Origin of the sequence: Legionella longbeachae, assembly GCF_004283175.1 — a bacterium.
In the GTDB taxonomy this organism is placed as follows: Bacteria; Pseudomonadota; Gammaproteobacteria; order Legionellales; family Legionellaceae; genus Legionella; species Legionella longbeachae.
Window position 1 is genome coordinate 99,423 of record NZ_RXNW01000006.1, and the last position, 18,685, is coordinate 118,107.

Sequence of the window (18,685 nt, forward strand, 5' to 3'; positions counted from 1 at the left end):
ATATGGAAAACAAAAAGGATAATACATCTAAAGCACCAGCCGAATTTGATCGATATAGTGACTCATACTCGGAACAAATCAATCAATCTTTGGCCTTTTCAGGTCTTTCCCATGATTTTTTTACTCGAATCAAAGCAGATTATCTAACCCATTTATTTCACAATAATAGTTTCTTAAAAAATAATCCCAGTATTAATGTATTAGACGTCGGTTGCGGTCATGGCTTAATTCATCCTTATCTTTTAGCAAATAATAATAAGCTTAAATTATCTGGAGTTGATGTAGCCTCTTCAGTAGTCGATATTGCCCAGACAACGAATCCCAATGTTGCTTATCAAACATATGATGGCATCACTTTGCCCTATGCTGAGAACTCCTTTGATGTTGCCTATGCAATTTGCGTCATGCATCATGTCCCCCCAATGCAATGGAATAATTTTTTACAAGAAATGAAACGAGTAGTAAAAGTCAATGGCCTGGTTGTTATATTCGAGCATAATCCTCTTAATCCTTTCACACTCAAAGTAGTCAAGAACTGCCCTCTTGATAAGGATGCGGTATTAATTCGTAGTAAGTTAATGAGAAAAATGATGCAACAAACAGGACTAATGTTATTAAAGAATACTTATATTTTATTTACTCCTTTTGATAACCCCTTATTTCAAAAATTTGATCGTATGTTAGGATGGTTACCGCTTGGAGCACAATATTACACACTTTCTTCAAAATCATTATGAGCATCAACGTGTATAAGAACGTGTTTGTTCAAAAAATCATACAAAAGGGAAGAGAAAACACTCCGGTTAGTAAAATCATTTCTAAAATTGATAATCAACTATGTCGATATATTTTAGTAGGCAGCATTAACACTCTTTTTAGTTGCTTTCTGTATTTAATTCTTAGTCAATTAGGCTTTTATTATATCTATGCGCTATCAATAACCTGGTGTGTCGGCATGCTTTTTAGTTTCAAAGCAACAGGTAAATGGGTTTTTAAAAATAATGACAAAGCGTTATTAATAAAATTTGTAGCCTTATATTGTGTCATTTACTTAATAAGCATTGGCCTATTAAAAGGATGTAATAGCTTTCTGAACAATAGTTCATTAAGTGGCATTATTACCATATTAATAACATCTGGCTTAAGCTTCTTAGGGAATAAACATTTAGTGTTTATTACAAGGCAGCATAAAAAATAGATAGGATGGTACATTTTATGAAAGCAGTAATTTTAGCTGGGGGCATGGGAACCCGAATAAGTGAAGAGACACTCTTAAAACCCAAGCCTATGATCGAAATTGGTGGAAAACCAATTTTATGGCATATTATGAAGATTTACTCTGCGCACAATATTAATGATTTTATTATCTGTTTAGGCTACAAAGGCTACCTCATCAAGGAGTATTTCATTAATTACTTTTATCATACTTCTGATGTAACTATCGATATGCAGAAAAATACTACTGAAATTCATCAAAGCTACTCTGAACCATGGAGAGTGACCTTAGTTGATACTGGTGAAAACTCCATGACAGGGGGACGTCTTAAACGAATCAGAGAGCACTTGGGAGAAGAAGACTTTTGTTTTACTTACGGAGATGGGGTTGCAAACGTAAATATTACCCAATTAATCAAATTCCATAAATTACAAAAGAGACTTGCTACAGTAACAGCAATTAAACCTCCCGCACGATTTGGTGCCATCAATATAGACGGAGAAAAGATTATCAATTTCCAAGAAAAACCTTATGGTGGTAATGGATGGGCAAATGGAGGATTTTTTGTATTATCGCCTCAAGTCATAGAATACATTAGCGATGATACGACTATCTGGGAACGCGAACCCATGGAGCGCTTGACCGAAGCCAATCAACTTTCCGCATTCCAACATGAAGATTTTTGGTATGCAATGGACACCTTGCGGGACAAAAACTATTTGGAAGAATTATGGGCAAACAATCAAGCTCCATGGAAAATTTGGTAATGGATTTATCTTTTTGGAAAAACAAAAAAATTTTAATTACTGGACATACTGGCTTTAAAGGAAGTTGGTTGGCTTTATGGTTACAACAACTGGGAGCAGAAGTAATAGGCTTCTCTCTTGATGCCCCAAGTTCCCCAAATTTATTTACTCTTGCTCATGTCAGCCAAAATATGATCAGTCTTATAGGTGACGTACGCGATTTTGATACTCTTAAGAATGTTTTCATTGAGCATCGACCTGAAATAGTCTTTCATATGGCAGCACAGTCCTTAGTACGCCAATCTTATGAGGATCCAAGAGAGACATACGCAACAAATATTATGGGCACTGTAAATTTATTTGAGGCAATCAGAATTACGAAAACAACAAAAGCAGTGGTCAACGTAACCTCTGATAAATGTTATGAAAATAAAGAGTCCCTGATTGGATATCGAGAGGAAGATTCTTTAGGCGGCTATGATCCTTATAGCAATAGCAAAGCTTGTGCTGAACTAATTACCTCAGCGTTTCGTAATTCCTACTATCAAAACAAAGAATACCCTTGTGGCTTAGCATCGGCACGCGCTGGTAATGTTATTGGCGGTGGCGATTGGGCCAAAGATCGACTTATTCCTGATATTGTACGTAGTATTCTGAGCGAATCAGAATTCTTGGTGCGCTACCCACACGCTTTGCGACCCTGGCAGCATGTTTTAGAACCACTTTGTGGCTATTTGCAGCTAGCGCAACTTCTTTTTTTGTTACCTGATAATTACGCACAAGCATGGAATTTTGGCCCGGAGGAACAGGATATTAAATCAGTTGATTGGATAATCCATAGGGTCAAACAATTATGGGATAGTAAACTCTGTATTCGATATATATCCTCACCGCAATTACACGAGACATCTCTTTTAAAGTTGGACAGTTCGAAAGCAAAACGAAGCTTAAATTGGAAACCTATTTGGAATTTAGATAAAGCATTGCTAAAAACTGTTGCTTGGTATAAAGCTTATGAAAAAGCTGAGGACATGCGCAAGATGACAATGAGACAAATTGAAGAATATCAGACTGATATTTTATCGCAATCAAGAATCAATGAACTCCTTCAGCAAGTTCACAGTTTAAATACAGAAATAGTGGGATAAACAATCCATGTCAAAAGCTACTTTATTGAGTATTATGTTCTTTAAAATAAAAAAATTAAGCTCCAACTTATCTTGGCAAAAAATTGTACTCCCCATTCTTCTGATATTATTTGGTAATTTTTATACTTATTATTCGATTACTCATAATAATTACCCATCCTTCTTTTACCAAAATGAATTCGCTCCGGCAGTGATGTTCGCGTGTGGCAATGAGTTTGCCAATCCAGCATCTATAAACAATTCATTAAAAGCCTTCTTAGACAATAAAACAAACACATTTGATTGTAGAAACTTTCCTCAGACACATCCAACTCCACTAAATTATTTCCAGAGCTTAGAACGTTATATGATTTTAAGTGCAGGAATCTTATGGAAAATATTAGGTGTTAATTGGGATTATTTAATTCCTCTTTTTTTGATTTTGTATAGTATCAGCCTGCTCGCTACCTATTCTATTTTTCGCTTGGGAATGAATCAGTTCCTTTCCTTTTTTTTCTCCCTATTTGTAGCGACTTCTTTTTTGCAAATGTACTTTGTAACTCATCTGAGAGATTATTCGGTTGCTCCTTTTTTGCTCGTTGTAGTCTGGATTCTGGGGAAATTAGTAATCGCGCCTCCCAATAGAAAAAACCTGCTCTTATTCTCTATTTTGTCTGGGATATGTTTAGGACTAGGGTTAGGATTTAGAATAGATTTACTGGTAATGCTGCCATTTTTTCTTATAACTATGCTCTTTTTTGTAAAAGTCGATAAAAATACCTTTCAAAATAAATTAGCAGCTATAGTTCTTTTATTGATTGCTTTTTTCAGCGCTGGGTTTCCAGTTTTATATGCTTTGCATCAGCATGGTGGTGGTGATCTTGCCCATATTATTATTCTTGGATTAGCCGACTCCTTCACTCCAAACTTGGGTTTAGGGCAACCTGAAACTTACTCAGTGATCCCTGCTTACCGAGATTTGATACCATTTACCGCTGTTAATAGTTTTTCTCAAAGAATTTACGGTATTGAAGGATTAATCCCAACAGCCACAAAAAATTACAGTTATTACAGCACCCTATTTTTATTACATTATCTCACGACATTCCCGGCAGATTTTTTAGTGCGAATTTACGCCAGTATTCTACAGGTTCCAGTAATTTTTATTCATGGACTTTGGCAGCACATTTTTAACTATGCTCTGTTAAGAAATATAATCGCCATACTTCCTTTTGCTGTAACTGCAATCATAGCCTGTTTTCAATTGAGAAAAGCATTATTTTTGATATTTGCTTTACTATATTTAGGAACTTACCCTGTTTTACAGTTTGATCCTAGGCATTATTTTTATTTGGAATTTGTTGGTTTATGGTTCATTGGCTTTTTGTGTCAACAATGCATTTTTCTCATCCAAAACAAATCCAACAAAGTACTTTTCGAAGAGCTTAAAGCCAAAATTAGAGCACGATGGAAAGTAATTTTGTTAACTCTAACAATGAGTTTTACAATTTTGGGTATTTCTATGGTATCACTGCGCTCTTACCAAGAAAATAATTTAAATAAATTATTTAACAATTACTTAGAGGCAAGGACGGAAACAATTAACCCAATTTTAAATGAAGATAACAAAAACTACACTATAAAATTACCCTTGAAAAACAAAGATCTTCAATCTTCTTATTTAGATACGCTCTATCTCAAAATCACAAGCAAAACAAAATGCCCCTTAAGTCAAATCTCATTTAAGCTCCACTATCTTGAAAAACCACCTATTTTGGGTAATACGGAAGAAACTCTAACGCTCCCTAGTGAACATTCAACAATCTATTTTTTGCCAATTTATAATTTTCATAATGGAGCAGGCCGTGACATTCTTGATGAAGCATTTCTTCCTTCTTATTGGATTGATTCTTTAGAGTACTCCAGTACTGATGCTCAGTGTATCAAGGATATTACTTACGTAAAAGACATCAAAAATATACCTCTTTTATTAACCCTAAAACTGCAACCAGGATGGGAAAAAACGAAACTCTATCAGTACTTTCAAAGAATATAAGTTCTATCCGCTCAAGGAGTAGCTTGCCTCTTGGTAAGCTAAGATTAGAAATAGTTGTAATCCGGATATCTCTTGCTTCATGCCCCCAGTTTACGACTTTGCCTCCGGGCCAAAGAAGAATTTGAATCAACTTTTCTTAAACGGTCGCCTAAAACCACTCTATTTTGACCATACTTCACGATTGACATAATCGACATAGCTGGTCACGATTCGAACTATTTTTTTGGAGACAGATCCACCCTCATAATCAGAAACGACTGCAAATGTACGTGTTTTTTGATCGTGTTGGGAGGTAACAATACGCACCGCGTTTAGGACGCTAAAAGCTTTAAGCCCACACATTATTAACGTTGCCTCATCCATCCCTTCAGGTCGTTCATGCGTATTCCGTATAGTAACTGCCGGCAAATTTAACAGGGAGGCTTCCTCCGTAATTGTGCCACTATCCGATAAAACACAATAAGCTTCCATTTGTAATTTAACATAATCCAGAAAACCAAAAGGTTTTAAAAAGCGAATACGTGAATCCAGTTGAGTTACATTGAGCGCTTCCAAACGCTTTCTTGTTCTTGGATGGGTTGAAACAACAATAGGCATGTCATATTCTTTGGCTAACGCACATAAGGTTTCCAGTAAGTCATTTAGATTCGCTGGAATATCCACGTTTTCCTCACGATGATTGCTCACCAGGAAATATTGTTGTGGATTTAAATCAAGTTGCGATAAAACATTTGATGCTAAAATTTTAGGCATGAAATGATTCAATACTTCCTGCATGTGCGATCCGGTTTTAATCACCCGTTCTGCGGGGATGCCTTCCTGGATTAAATAGCGGCGAGCATGCTCTGATAATACCAGATTAATATCACTCAAATGATCGAGTACCTTTCGATTAAGCTCCTCAGGAACACGCTGATCAAAACATCGATTACCAGCTTCCATATGGAATACCGGTATTTTTCGTCGCTTGGCAGCAATAACTGACAAACATGAATTTGTATCACCATAAAGAAGGAGGGCATCAGGTTGCTCTTTCTCCAAAACTTCATCTGCTTTTTCAATAATCTGGGCGATAGCACGTGCAGCCGTATCACCAACTGCATCAAGAAAATAATCTGGCTTACGAACTTCTAAATCATCAAAAAAAATCTGATTAAGTTCATAATCAAAATTCTGCCCCGTGTGAACGAGAACATGTTGGGTATACTTATCAAATTCAGCAATGACACGAGACATTTTGATCAATTCTGGTCTTGTTCCAACTATAGTCATTACTTTGAGCATTTAAGAATATCCACAATTTATACGATAAAGAGCGCCAATTTATCATAAAATAAATGGCAATAACAGAATTCCTCAATCTTCGCCGAATTGAAGTAACAATGGAAAAAGGATCAACTCATCACCATAACCAAGCGTCTATGCGCACAATAATGAAACATACTAATTGATCCTGCAACAGCCAACAATATAGGAATAAAAAAGCTAAAATTAATACCAGTAAATTCAATGATAAGCACAATTGCTGTAATGGGCATCTTTTGTGCCGCAGCAAGAAACGCTGCGCCACCTATTACCGCAAAAGCAGATATAGATATTCCAGGCCACATATAATTCCAAAGAATTCCAAGAATAACAGCCATTAAAGCGCCATTTGCAAGAGAGGGAGTGAGTAACCCACCCGAAGCACCCGCCTGTATGCTGGTACAAACAATTAAAACTCTAAGTATAAATAGAGCTATGGCTACCCCTAATCCTAACATATTTCCATCAAAACCTAGCTGGGCAGCAGAGCGCCCATTTCCCAATATTTCTGGGAAATAGATCGACATAAGTCCAATGAGAAAAAAATTTAATAAACAACATACTATGATTTTCCAATCTCGCGGAGCCCTACTTTGAGCTCTGATGGTCATTTCTTTAAACCAATATGCGGTAAAACCAAAAAGAGGTCCTGATATAATTGCCCAAACAACGACTGATGTATCAAGTACTAAAAAAGGTGTATGGTATAAAGACTGGTTACCCAAACCAATCCAGGATATGACTACTGCTATAGCAGCCGTAGTAATTGCAGGAATCACGGCAAATAGATGAAAAGAACCAAGTAAAACCTCTAAAGTAAACATGGCTCCGCCAAAGGGAACATTATAGACCGCTGCAAGCCCTGCTCCAGCAGCGCAGGCGACAAGTATTCGACTTTCCTTGGGATGGAGTTTCATTTTATTAGTAAGCCAGCATGCAAACGTTGCGGCAAACTCCCGAGGAGCGACTTCGCGTCCTAAAGGTGATCCTAAGGCAACAGTTATAATTTGAAGCAATACATGGGCAACAGTTGTTTTTATAGGCATATAAGGTCTTGGTGACTTAATTGCACTTGCAATACTCACTAAAGGCCTTCCATAACGAAAAACAGCCCACCAACCAAACCCTGCAATGAAACCACAAAGCAGTAGAATGATCACTCTCATTGATGGAGTTGCAACACTTGCAACAAACAGGAAGCTCTCATTTCCAAGAATTGGGAATACAGTATGCTCATATGCCAAGTGCTGCAAAAAATGCAACAATATAGCCAAAAACATCCCGCCAAATCCTGAGAAAATACCTATCACTACTGTGGCAAAAAAAAGAAGAGGCCAGCGAGATGCTCTATATTGGGTCATGAACTCCTCCTTTTAATTCATAACGGGGTCTGAGCGTTTAATTTTCCTGCAACGTGCAATTGATGGGCAACAATACGAACAAGGTAGTCAAACTCAATATTTACCTCTTGCCCTGGTTTTAAAAAACTCAAGGTGGTGTTCAATAATGTATGGGGAACAAGCATTAATTTAATGCATTGATCATCAACCGAATTAATCGTTAAACTCACCCCTTCAACAGTAATACTCCCTTTGGGGATTAAATACAACATTGCATTAGCGTCAAACCCACCAAGTTCTACTGCAACAAAGTCATTCATCTGCCTCATAGAATGAACTTGAGCTATTGTATCTACATGTCCACTCACATAATGGCCACCAAAACGTGCAGATGCCAGCATAGCTCGTTCTAAATTCACCTCATCATTTGTTTTTAAACGTCCTAAAGTAGTTCGACTCAAAGTTTCAGGAGAAACATCAAAGCACAAATCCAAGCCATCTGAAGGTAATAAAGTTAAACAGACACCATTAACGGCAATACTTTCGCCTGCATGCAATTGTTCAAAAGCGGATGAAATAATCAACCGATTAGCACCATCTTGGCTCAAATTACTAATCACTACACCTTTACTTTCAATTATTCCAGTAAACATGTTTTTTTCACTCCTGGCTCAAATGAGTCCGTCTCTCTTGCATGGTTTCTACGCTATTAATTACCGTTTGCCTACAAATCTCCTGCATTACCGGAATCTCTCTAAGCGGTACACCCTCATGAATTGAATAAGCGATTAGAAAACTATCCCGCCATATTTTTTCATTTCTTTTTTCTTTAGCCTTCATCCATAAAGCAACCCATAAAAAATGAAATTGCCATTTTACACGATGTAACTCCATCTCTTCGCTGAATACTGCATCCATAGCTTCTTTCATGCGGCAAACTCTGATTCCATCAACAAAACTGCTGTTGTGATTGACTATCTTATCAATTATCGGGTTTTCCAAATACCAGGATTCAGTAAATGATTTACTCTTAAGCCAAGATTTTGAACGCTGCAATGACTCATTGATTGTTTCTTGAGTAAAAGGAGTAATTTGCACGCCTAATTGTTCAAATAAATAGTCCATATCCAATTTTTGCGGTCGCAATCGAATTCCAAGTAATTCTTGAATTTCTAAAAAATGAACACTGGGTATTTCACCATGTTCTACGGTTACCGCCAGGAAATGTTCTACAATCATGGTAAAATAGGATAAATCAACTTCGCGTAGGGTCACATTCTCATCAAAAGCTTGTTTGTAATAATCTTTCACATCTTTTGAAGAAATTGCAGGTGTTATCCATGCATCTTTAAGGCCGAGGTCATATTTGAGCAATAACCCACAAAGCCTATTTTTTCTACCGCTACCTATATGAAGAAAAATACCTTGAGAGCCAGTTCCATCCACTTCTGTTGCCCTGATTGTCGAATGACCTGGTTCCGGTTCAGGAGCAAATACAACGCCCTTTTTACGTTGTATTTTTATCCAGGAATCAAAGAGAGGATGATAGTTATCAGGATACCAATACTTAACAGTCTGTAACCGTGAAAGGGAAATAGAGGTTAAAGTGACTATATCCATAACTTGGCCCATTGTCTCAATGGCTATTTCTCGCACGTCTGCCTTTGGATGCAGCAATATAAGTAAGGCAATATCCCCACCTTCGTCGATGTTGTATAAATCAACGAGAAGATCTGCAAAAAAATCAGCAGGCATGGCATAGCTTTGGGCAAAGAAATTTTCAGCAATATCAAAAACAGAAAGATCTGATAATTCATGAATTAAATCACGAATCGCATCTAAATGAGATAAAGACTCATCTTCATTAATTAATTCCTCCTCTTCGCTTGCCAAATCATAGTAAGCATTTTTTAAATCTTCTGTAAGCTCAACATGAGACTCATAAAATGAATTCAGTATAGGCAACCAGAAACTTAATGTATGTTTTTGAGAATTTATGAGTTGTGCTAAATGATCCATTAATTGGATTAATGTCTTAGCACTGATTTTATTCGATTCCGCAGCACCTTGTAATTGAGCGACACAAATATCCAAAGCGAAAATACAAGCGGAATAAACCGAAAGTCCCTCATCTAACTTTTCTTCTAAATTATTAATAATATCGATGAGCTTAAAGGCAAGTTCTGGCTGCTGGAAAAATAAAATATATAATTGAGGATCAGGCTCGGAGTTTTGCTCAATCAATGTTGCCATTTCAGTTAATAAACGGTACAGCTCTGGAGAATTACTGGTCATGTTTGCTTAGGCACCTGTCTTGCTTTACCTTTTTCATCTAATGCCACAAACACAAAAACACCTTCAGTAACTTGATATGCCTCTCTTTGAATCGCAGGATGAGCCCATACTTCCACGCAAATCGTCATCGAGGTATTACCCTGCTTTACCAGGTTCACATAACAACTTACAAGATCACCAACATGGACTGGTTTTAAAAAACTCATAGAATGGATAGCAACTGTTGCCACGCGCCCCAAAGCCAATCTTTTTGCCAAGATTCCTGCCGCCAAGTCCATCTGCGAGACTATCCATCCACCAAATATATCGCCATTAGCATTAGTATTTGCGGGCATTGCCAAAGTTTGGATAGCAAGGTCTCCCTTTGGAGTATTGGTCATTATTTTCCACCGTATTTATGTATCGATAAAATCAAAATTAATCTATTTGCCATTCAAGTCATCTTTATCTCTACGTCCTAAGACTTGTTTCCTGAGGAAGCATCGGAAAAAGCCTGGCAGCAGGTTTATGCCACTTTGTCAGGACTTATTCGCGAGCGCCCAAAGTCAGTGGGCACCACGAAAAATCTATTGGCTTATCCAGTAGCTTTTGGCTACAAGGCCTTCAGCTACATGATCATTTATTAATTTCGTTTTAATTTAGCTAATGCATCTGCCATTGCTGTATTAAATACAGTTTTTTTAACGGGTTCAGCTTTTTTACTCATTTCCGGTTTTTTCTTATGTTCGGTTTTTTTGGCCTGATGCACTTTTTTTGTTTCTGCAGGTTTAGCTGTTTTTTTGGCTGGGGTACTTAAAGGTTCATCTTCTAATTTCATACTCAAGCCAATGCGCTTCCTTTCTTTATCTATTTCGACCACCTTCACGGTTACGATATCGCCAGCTTTCACTACAGTACGTGGGTCTGAGATAAATTTATGCGTCATTGCCGAAATATGAACTAAGCCATCCTGATGGACACCAATATCAATAAAAGCTCCGAAGTTAGTTACATTACTGACCACACCTTCAAGAATCATACCTTCTTGTAAATGCTCAATATCTTCAATCCCTTCTTTAAATTGTGCCGTCTTAAATTCAGGCCTAGGATCACGACCTGGCTTTTCCAACTCACTCAATACATCTTTAATGGTCGGTAAACCGAATTGTTCGTCAACAAATTGCTCTGCATTCACGCTACGTAATTGTTCTTTATTACCAATCAAATTTTTTATATCTACTTTTTTATTAGCAATAATTTTTTCAACCAATGGATAGGCCTCTGGGTGAACACAAGATGCATCCAAAGGATTATCACCATTCATAATGCGTAAAAATCCAGCTGCTTGTTGAAAGGCTTTTTCGCCCATACGACCAACATTTTTTAATTCCATCCTGTTTTTGAATGCCCCATGTTCATCACGATAAAGCACTATATTTTTAGCTAAAGTTTCGTTAAGACCTGAAATGTGGGATAACAAAGCGGCTGAAGCCGTATTAACATCCACTCCAACTGCATTGACACAATCTTCAACAACACCATCAAGGCTTCGAGCCAAGCGAGTTTGATTGACGTCATGCTGGTATTGACCCACACCGATTGATTTGGCCTCGATTTTTACCAATTCTGCAAGTGGATCCTGTAACCGTCTCGCAATTGAGACTGCTCCTCTTAACGTTACATCCAAATCAGGAAACTCTTGTGATGCAATTTCCGAAGCCGAATATACAGACGCCCCTGCCTCACTTACGATTACTTTATTGAGTTTCAAATCGGGATACATTTTGATGAGTTCGGAAACTAATCGCTCCGTTTCTCGGGAACCTGTTCCGTTACCGATGCTAATGAGATTAACATGGTACTTAGCAGCAAGTTTAGCTAAGTCCGTAATTGCTGAATGCCATTCGTGTTGTGGCGCAAATGGAAAAACAACAGTGTAATCAAGTAATTTACCTGTTTCATCAACGACAACTACTTTAACTCCTGTTCGAATTCCGGGATCGAGTCCAATGGTTATTTTAGGACCAGCGGGGGCTGCAAGTAATAAGTCACGTAAATTCCTGGAAAAAACTTTAATCGCTTCTTCATCTGCGATTTCACGTAAACGAGTAAGCAATTCGAGTTCAAGCTTGGTAAATAATTTGACTTTCCATGTAAGACGTACGGTTTCTAACAACCAATGGTCAGCTTTTCTTTGGCGGTCAGCGATTTGGAAATGGGCTGCAACTTTATCTTCGCCGTAAGACAAATCATGTTCAGGTAACACCAAACTCACTTGTAAGACACTCTCGCGGCGACCTCGAAATAATGCTAAAGCACGGTGTGACGGAATTTTTTTAATTGGCTCAGCATAATCAAAATAATCTGAAAATTTATTTATTGTTTCTTTTTTCTTGGCGCTTCCTACTGATTTAACGATACCATGTTGCCATAAATATTCACGTAATTCATTAATCAAATCTGCATCTTCAGCAAAATGTTCCATTAATATATGGCGCGCCCCTTCTAATGCAGCCTTGACATCCTCGACTCCAGCATCAGGATTAACAAAAAGTGCAGCTTGCTCTTCAGGATCCAGTTCTGGATTTTTCCAAAGCGTTTGAGCCAATGGATCTAGCCCCGCCTCTACAGCAATCTGTGCTTTGGTGCGACGCTTAGGCCTGAAGGGTAAATATAAATCTTCAAGTCGCGTTTTAGTATCTGCAGCTAAAATGCTCTGTTCAAGTTCAGGAGTTAATTTTTCTTGTTCGCGGATTGACTGTAAAACCACAGCACGACGTTCGTCTAATTCACGCAAATAAAGCACACGCTCATCAATAAAACGTAATTGTATATCATCAAGTCCTTCAGTAGCTTCCTTGCGATAACGAGCAATAAAAGGAATTGTTGCTCCCTCATTCAGCAGACGAATGGCCGCCTCTACCTGCGCTGGCTTAACTTTAATTTCTTGCGCAATAATTGCAGCTAATCCCGACATCTCTTGAGTCATTTACATCCCCGTAACACATAAATAGATAACAATTAATTATCTCACCCCTAAATCTTAATATCATGTAACTGGTGATGATACGCTATAACCTGCTTCAACCAAGCTACACAATTATATTTCTCTCTTTTTAAGGATAAAAAGCAAGAAACCAAATTAAGGATGACTTATAAAAAAACGCCACATTATCACTCAACAGTTACTGATTTGGCAAGATTACGTGGTTGATCCACATCTGTACCTTTAACAACAGCAACATGATAAGCCAATAACTGTAAAGGAATCGTATAAATTATAGGAGCAACCCAAGAACCACAAGAGGGAACCTTAATTAGGTGTGCTCCATTTGCCCGCCAGATTTGGCTGTCATCCACAAAAACAAACAATTGGCCGCCTCGCGCGCTTACTTCCTGCAAATTAGATTTTAATTTATCGAGCAGTTCATCATTAGGGGCAACAGCCACGACGGGCATGTTTTCATCAACTAAAGCGAGTGGCCCATGTTTTAACTCTCCGGAAGGATAAGCCTCAGCGTGAATATAAGAAATTTCTTTAAGCTTTAATGCGCCTTCTAAAGCAACTGGATATTCAACACCACGTCCTAGAAATAAGGCATGTGCCTTATTCACAAATAGAGAAGCTAAACCTTCAATTTCAGTATTCATCTTTAAGACCCGTTCACAGCATGCGGGCAACTCTTGTAATTGTTTGAGAACCTCGTTAGCTCGACTATCGTGACACAAGGCTGTAGCAAGCATCAAAAGTGCAGCTAATTGAGTAGTAAATGCCTTGGTAGACGCCACACCAATCTCGACACCAGCCCTGGTTAGAAAGACACAGTCAGCCTCTCTCACTAAAGTACTCGTTGCTACATTACAAATAGCCAAACTGGCTAAATACGGCATACTCTTTGCCTTCTGTAAGGCCGCAAGAGTATCCGCTGTCTCACCTGATTGAGAAATCGTGATAAACAATGAATCATTAGGAACGACTACATCGCGATAACGATATTCACTGGCAATTTCAACTTGCGTAGGTAACCCGGCCAGGGACTCCAACCAATATTTAGCAACCATTCCCGCATGATAACTGGTACCGCAAGCAACAATGTGAATTTGTTTGATTAACGGAAATACACGAGAAGCCCGTTCGCCAAAACTGGCTCTAAGCACTTCAACAGTACTCACCCGCCCCTCTATAGTATCAGCCAGGACCCTTGATTGTTCGGAGATTTCTTTGAGCATGAAATGTCGATAAGGCCCCTTAGTTACAATTTCGGCATTGCTTGTTAATAAATGAGAGGGGCGCTCAACAATTTCTTTTGATGAATTATAAATGACAACTTTTTTGGAAGTAACATACGCACTATCACCTTCCTCTAAATAAAGCACTGATTGAGCAAAAGCTTTTAATGCCAGGCTATCCGAAGCGATGAAATTTTCACCAATACCCATGCCAACAACCAAAGGGCTTCCTTTGCGGATTGCAACCAGCTCCATAGGCCTTTGCTGATGGATAACCCCCAGGGCAAAAGCACCATGCATTTCTGCAGCAGCGGTCTGCACGGCCGCAAGTAAATTTTCACTTTGAAGATAATAGTAGTGAATCAAATGAGCAGCAACTTCCGTATCTGTTTCAGAAGTAAAAATATATCCTCTAGTGGTTAGTTCCTGACGCAGCTTTTCATGATTTTCAATAATCCCGTTATGTACCAGGGCAATCTGATCATGAGATAAATGAGGATGTGCATTTTGTTCTGAAGGCTTTCCGTGTGTAGCCCATCGAGTATGAGCAATACCGATATTTCCCATAACTGAGGTTTCTTGCATGGCATCGGCTAAATTTTGTACTTTACCCTGAATTCGTACGCGCTTTAAATAGCCCTGGCTATCAATTACCGCAATGCCCGCAGAATCATAACCCCTATATTCTAAACGTCGTAATCCTTCGAGTAAAATTTTACTAATATCCCTTTCAGATACAGCACCGATTATTCCACACATTACCTACTCCTCGTTTCACTAAACCGTAGTTGAACGATACACAAATCAATAAAAACTGGAATTATGCCATAAAGATAAATAAATCACTAACACGCATGGCCAAAGAATTTGAAAGGATTTAAATCACCTTTATCCTCCCAAGAATATCCTGAATCTTCACATCTCCAGTCTCGCCCTTTACTCCGAAGTTTCATGGCTTGTCCGCAGAATGCAGAAGCACGGGACTAAAATACTGAACCCCGTGGAAAATTCCCGGGGTTTAAAATCGAGATTTGATTCTGAAACAGCAAGAATAACCCAGTCTCCAGCTATCCTCCCAAAGACAGACTGCCATTAGCTTTAAATAGCAGTTGTCCCCAGGGCTGTTAGTTAGCAAACCAATCTAAATTACTCAATGGGATTTTTGCAGGTTACTGAATACCCATGGTCTTTCATAGCATTACATACTTCAAAAGCGATTAATCCGTGAGCTCGGGTGCTTGGATGGATTTCATCCCAGAATAAATAACTATCAGGAGTATCACAAACATGATAGTTTTTATCTCCAGCTGCGAAGCTTTCATCTCTGTACTGGAGGACTTGCGCATAACGTAGTACATAGTTATGGGCAAAAGGCGAAGTACGAAATGCATCATACATAGGCAGCTTCACATCAATACATGCATCCTGAACATTAGTAAAACCATAGTTTCCTGGATTTTTTAAAGCCCTTTCCATGTACTCTTGCATGTTAATGTAGAGAAAATCTGCATTGGGATAGATTTTAGCCCACTCTTGCATACGGTTTTGAAGACGCTCATTGTGCATATCAATTGCATTATTCAAAACGTCTCTGTCTGTAGTTTGCACTACACGTGGAGTATCTCCCAAATGAGGTAAACCCATAACCACAAAGCGACGAGCTCCAGCCTTCATTAATTTCATTACTGCAGAACCAGTGCTTGATAGGACATTGTCGACATAGGTGCTCATGACTTCAGTATTGTAATTATCTTCGAAAAACAAAACATTGATGTAATCATTGCTGCCCGAGAAAACAAAGAACACTGTTTCCTCACTCAAAGAAGGATGTTCCAATAAATATGCCTGAACAGTTAGGCCAAGACTTGGAGGAACAAGCTTACCCACTATAAGGTTTTTGATTGTTCCCAGTGGATGGCGAATTAAGTTCCATACCGTTAATTGATAGTCATAAGTAGCTGACCAGCTTCCACCAAATGCACGGTTTAAATATACCTCTTCATCATCTGGGGCAATAGAAATCATTTTTGCTAAATATTCATTCCATACCTGCCCATTTGAGAATCTTGAATTCCAATAAGGTTTTCCTGGTAATACTGGAACCATCTTGACTTTACTGACTAAATTCGCAATATAAGGCGCTAACTGGTTATCAAAAAAATCAGTAACAATGGCGATACCTGAATCTAATACCATTTGAGGAACATAATATTCTTCGGCGTATTCAACCATTTTATTCAATACAAATATTTTAAATGGTGCAACTAAGAATGCGGGATCTTCTTCCTGGCGTAAACTTTTAAGCAAGTGTGTGGTGTTGCCTGTGTCAGACAAACTATCACCAAATACAACCATAGATTTAACGGGGGTAGCAGCAAAACTGACTAATGGGATAAAAATACAAAGGGCCAAAAACCAACGTAACTTCCTAATGTAATATGCCATATTATCTCCTTATAAGCCCGGCGGGTATGTAAAAACACGAATACCTGTGTTGGTATATAACAGTATGATCGCTGATTGGCTTTTGTCAACGCATTTAATTAATTTTTGCTTAATATTTAAACCCAACTTGTGTGCATTTAAATCATGCCTATTGATTAAATTCTGTGTAAATGGTAATTTTTGCTGAATATTTTTTGTTTCTATTGTTAGGTAGTACATGAAAGAAATAGTCATTGCTGCATTTTATAAATTTGTTCTCATAGAAGATTATGAGATTTTGCGCGAGCCTTTATTGACCAAAATGCAAGAAATCGGTATCAAAGGCACAATCATATTAGCGTCCGAAGGAATTAATGGTAGTTTTGCTGGCACACGAGAGCAAATGGATCTTTTTTATCAGTTCATTCGTCAGGATGGACGACTGGCCGATCTAAAATTCAAAGAAACTTTTGATAACGACAATCCCTTTGAAAAATCCAAAGTCAAACTTCGCAAAGAAATTGTGACTATGGGGATAAAAAATGTGGATCCATTGAAAACTGTAGGCACTTATCTAACCCCTCAAGAGTGGAATGAATTAATTGCAGATCCTGATGTTGTTTTAATCGATACTCGTAATGATTATGAGTTTGAATTAGGAACATTTAAAAACGCAATTAATCCTAATACAGAAAATTTCCGCGATTTTCCGGAATATGTACAACAATGTTTGCTTGACAAAAAAGATAAAAAAATAGCCATGTTTTGTACTGGAGGCATACGTTGTGAAAAATCAACCGCTTATTTAAAAGAACTTGGTTTTGAGAATGTTTTTCATTTGCATGATGGCATTCTTAATTATATAGAGCAAATGCCCAAGGAGAAATCGCTCTGGCAAGGCCAATGCTTTGTTTTTGATAACCGCGTGGCAGTTGATCAAGAATTAAATAGGGTCTATCCTCAGTTACCACTAGATTACAAGCATGATCGAGAGCGTGCTAAAGAATAAATTTTATGACCAACAAAAAACAATCTGATTCAACTATTGTTTTCAATCGAAAAGCAAGTTTTGATTATTTTATTGAAGAACAATATGAAGCTGGCCTTGTCCTCGAAGGCTGGGAAGTGAAAAGCTTGCGTGCCGGAAAAATTAATCTATCCGATTCACATGTTATTATAAAAAATAGTGAAGCTTTTTTATTGGGAGCACAAATTCAACCACTAATTACAGCTTCAACACATACCATTCCAGATCCAATCCGTACTCGAAAGCTCTTATTAAATAGAAAAGAATTGAATCAACTAATCGGAAGTGTCGAACGCCAAGGCTATACCATAGTCCCACTCTCCTTATACTGGAAGAAAAATAAAATAAAAATCAAAATTGCTTTGGCCAAAGGTAAAAAGGAACATGACAAACGAGATACGATCAAAGATCGTGAATGGCAAAGAGATCGCTCACGCATCATGAAAAAAACAGGGAGAGACTGATGAATATAGGAGAATCCGTACCTAATTTTGCCTTTACTGCAACAAACGGACTTTCAGGCCAACTTAACGATTATCAAGGGCAATATGTAATCCTCTATTTTTATCCCAAGGATGCAACTCCAGGGTGTACCACTGAAGGTCAAAACTTTAGAGATGCATACCCCCAATTTCAAGCGTTAAACATACAAATATTTGGAATTTCCCGCGACAGTTTAAAATCACATGAAAATTTTAAAGCCAAACAAAGCTTTCCTTTTGAGCTCATTAGTGACCAGGACGAACAGTTATGCCAATTATTTGATGTAATAAAGATGAAATCCATGTATGGCAAACAAGTGCGTGGTATTGAACGCAGTACTTTTATCATTGACCCTCAAGGTAAACTGATGAAAGAATGGCGAAAAGTTAAGGTCAATGGTCATGTGAATGAAGTGTTGGATACTTTAAAATAATGACAAGAGCCCCATCATAAAAGG

General features: G+C 38.0%; 16 protein-coding genes. 8 read left to right on the forward strand and 8 right to left on the reverse strand.

The genetic code is table 11. From position 1 onward, the window contains the following. Positions 1–2: 2 nt before the first annotated feature. Genes EKG34_RS07595 through EKG34_RS07615 form a run of 5 tightly spaced genes read left to right on the forward strand, consistent with a single transcriptional unit; the run spans position 3 to position 5,145 of the window. Positions 3–737, forward strand: coding sequence for a class I SAM-dependent methyltransferase (locus tag EKG34_RS07595; RefSeq protein WP_003633449.1), 735 nt, complete (start codon positions 3–5; stop codon positions 735–737). After that, entirely contained in the window at positions 734–1,198 is a 465-nt protein-coding gene (locus EKG34_RS18975; RefSeq protein WP_223800091.1) for a GtrA family protein, read from the forward strand. The genes EKG34_RS07595 and EKG34_RS18975 overlap by 4 nt, the downstream gene beginning before the upstream one ends. 17 nt (positions 1,199–1,215) lie before the next feature. Beyond that, a complete protein-coding gene (gene rfbF / locus EKG34_RS07605; RefSeq protein ID WP_003633451.1) occupies positions 1,216–1,983 on the forward strand; it encodes a glucose-1-phosphate cytidylyltransferase in 768 nt (255 codons plus the stop codon). Beyond that, entirely contained in the window at positions 1,947–3,110 is a 1,164-nt protein-coding gene (gene rfbG, locus EKG34_RS07610) for a CDP-glucose 4,6-dehydratase (RefSeq protein WP_223800090.1), read from the forward strand. Before rfbF ends, rfbG begins: the two co-directional genes overlap by 37 nt. 7 nt (positions 3,111–3,117) lie before the next feature. Beyond that, positions 3,118–5,145 carry a hypothetical protein gene (locus EKG34_RS07615; RefSeq protein ID WP_003633454.1) on the forward strand — a complete coding sequence of 676 codons (2,028 nt, stop codon included), beginning with the start codon at positions 3,118–3,120 and terminating at the stop codon, positions 5,143–5,145. Between the two features lie 159 nt (positions 5,146–5,304). Here EKG34_RS07615 and wecB read toward each other — a convergent pair whose 3' ends face one another. The 8 genes from wecB to plaC form a co-directional block, all read right to left on the reverse strand. Continuing rightward, positions 5,305–6,429, reverse strand: coding sequence for a non-hydrolyzing UDP-N-acetylglucosamine 2-epimerase (gene wecB, locus EKG34_RS07620; RefSeq protein WP_080619836.1), 1,125 nt, complete (start codon positions 6,427–6,429; stop codon positions 5,305–5,307). Positions 6,430–6,539: 110 nt separating this feature from the next. Next, entirely contained in the window at positions 6,540–7,811 is a 1,272-nt protein-coding gene (locus tag EKG34_RS07625; RefSeq protein ID WP_003633457.1) for a chloride channel protein, read from the reverse strand. Between the two features lie 17 nt (positions 7,812–7,828). Beyond that, positions 7,829–8,443: a riboflavin synthase gene (ribE, locus tag EKG34_RS07630; RefSeq protein ID WP_012978754.1), complete on the reverse strand. Its 615-nt coding sequence runs from the start codon at positions 8,441–8,443 to the stop codon at positions 7,829–7,831. A gap of 7 nt (positions 8,444–8,450) precedes the next feature. Next, complete coding sequence (locus EKG34_RS07635; protein ID WP_003633459.1) at positions 8,451–10,085, reverse strand: hypothetical protein; 1,635 nt, start codon at positions 10,083–10,085, stop codon at positions 8,451–8,453. Continuing rightward, positions 10,082–10,465 (reverse strand): acyl-CoA thioesterase, encoded by a 384-nt coding sequence (locus EKG34_RS07640; protein WP_003633460.1) that lies wholly within the window; start codon positions 10,463–10,465, stop codon positions 10,082–10,084. The genes EKG34_RS07635 and EKG34_RS07640 overlap by 4 nt, the downstream gene beginning before the upstream one ends. Positions 10,466–10,707: 242 nt before the next feature. After that, positions 10,708–13,053, reverse strand: coding sequence for a Tex family protein (locus EKG34_RS07645; protein WP_003633462.1), 2,346 nt, complete (start codon positions 13,051–13,053; stop codon positions 10,708–10,710). Positions 13,054–13,238: 185 nt separating this feature from the next. Further along, on the reverse strand, positions 13,239–15,053 hold the full coding sequence (gene glmS, locus EKG34_RS07650; protein ID WP_003633463.1) for a glutamine--fructose-6-phosphate transaminase (isomerizing): 1,815 nt from the start codon (positions 15,051–15,053) through the stop codon (positions 13,239–13,241). Positions 15,054–15,440: 387 nt separating this feature from the next. Further along, positions 15,441–16,739: a lysophospholipase/glycerophospholipid:cholesterol acyltransferase PlaC gene (plaC, locus tag EKG34_RS07655; RefSeq protein ID WP_003633464.1), complete on the reverse strand. Its 1,299-nt coding sequence runs from the start codon at positions 16,737–16,739 to the stop codon at positions 15,441–15,443. Between the two features lie 217 nt (positions 16,740–16,956). Between plaC and trhO the strand changes: the two genes are divergently transcribed. Genes trhO through EKG34_RS07670 form a run of 3 tightly spaced genes read left to right on the forward strand, consistent with a single transcriptional unit; the run spans position 16,957 to position 18,661 of the window. After that, a complete protein-coding gene (gene trhO / locus EKG34_RS07660; protein WP_003633466.1) occupies positions 16,957–17,727 on the forward strand; it encodes an oxygen-dependent tRNA uridine(34) hydroxylase TrhO in 771 nt (256 codons plus the stop codon). 5 nt (positions 17,728–17,732) lie between these two features. Further along, positions 17,733–18,209: an SsrA-binding protein SmpB gene (smpB, locus tag EKG34_RS07665; protein WP_003633467.1), complete on the forward strand. Its 477-nt coding sequence runs from the start codon at positions 17,733–17,735 to the stop codon at positions 18,207–18,209. Next, complete coding sequence (locus tag EKG34_RS07670; RefSeq protein WP_003633468.1) at positions 18,209–18,661, forward strand: peroxiredoxin; 453 nt, start codon at positions 18,209–18,211, stop codon at positions 18,659–18,661. Before smpB ends, EKG34_RS07670 begins: the two co-directional genes overlap by 1 nt. Positions 18,662–18,685: the final 24 nt, after the last annotated feature.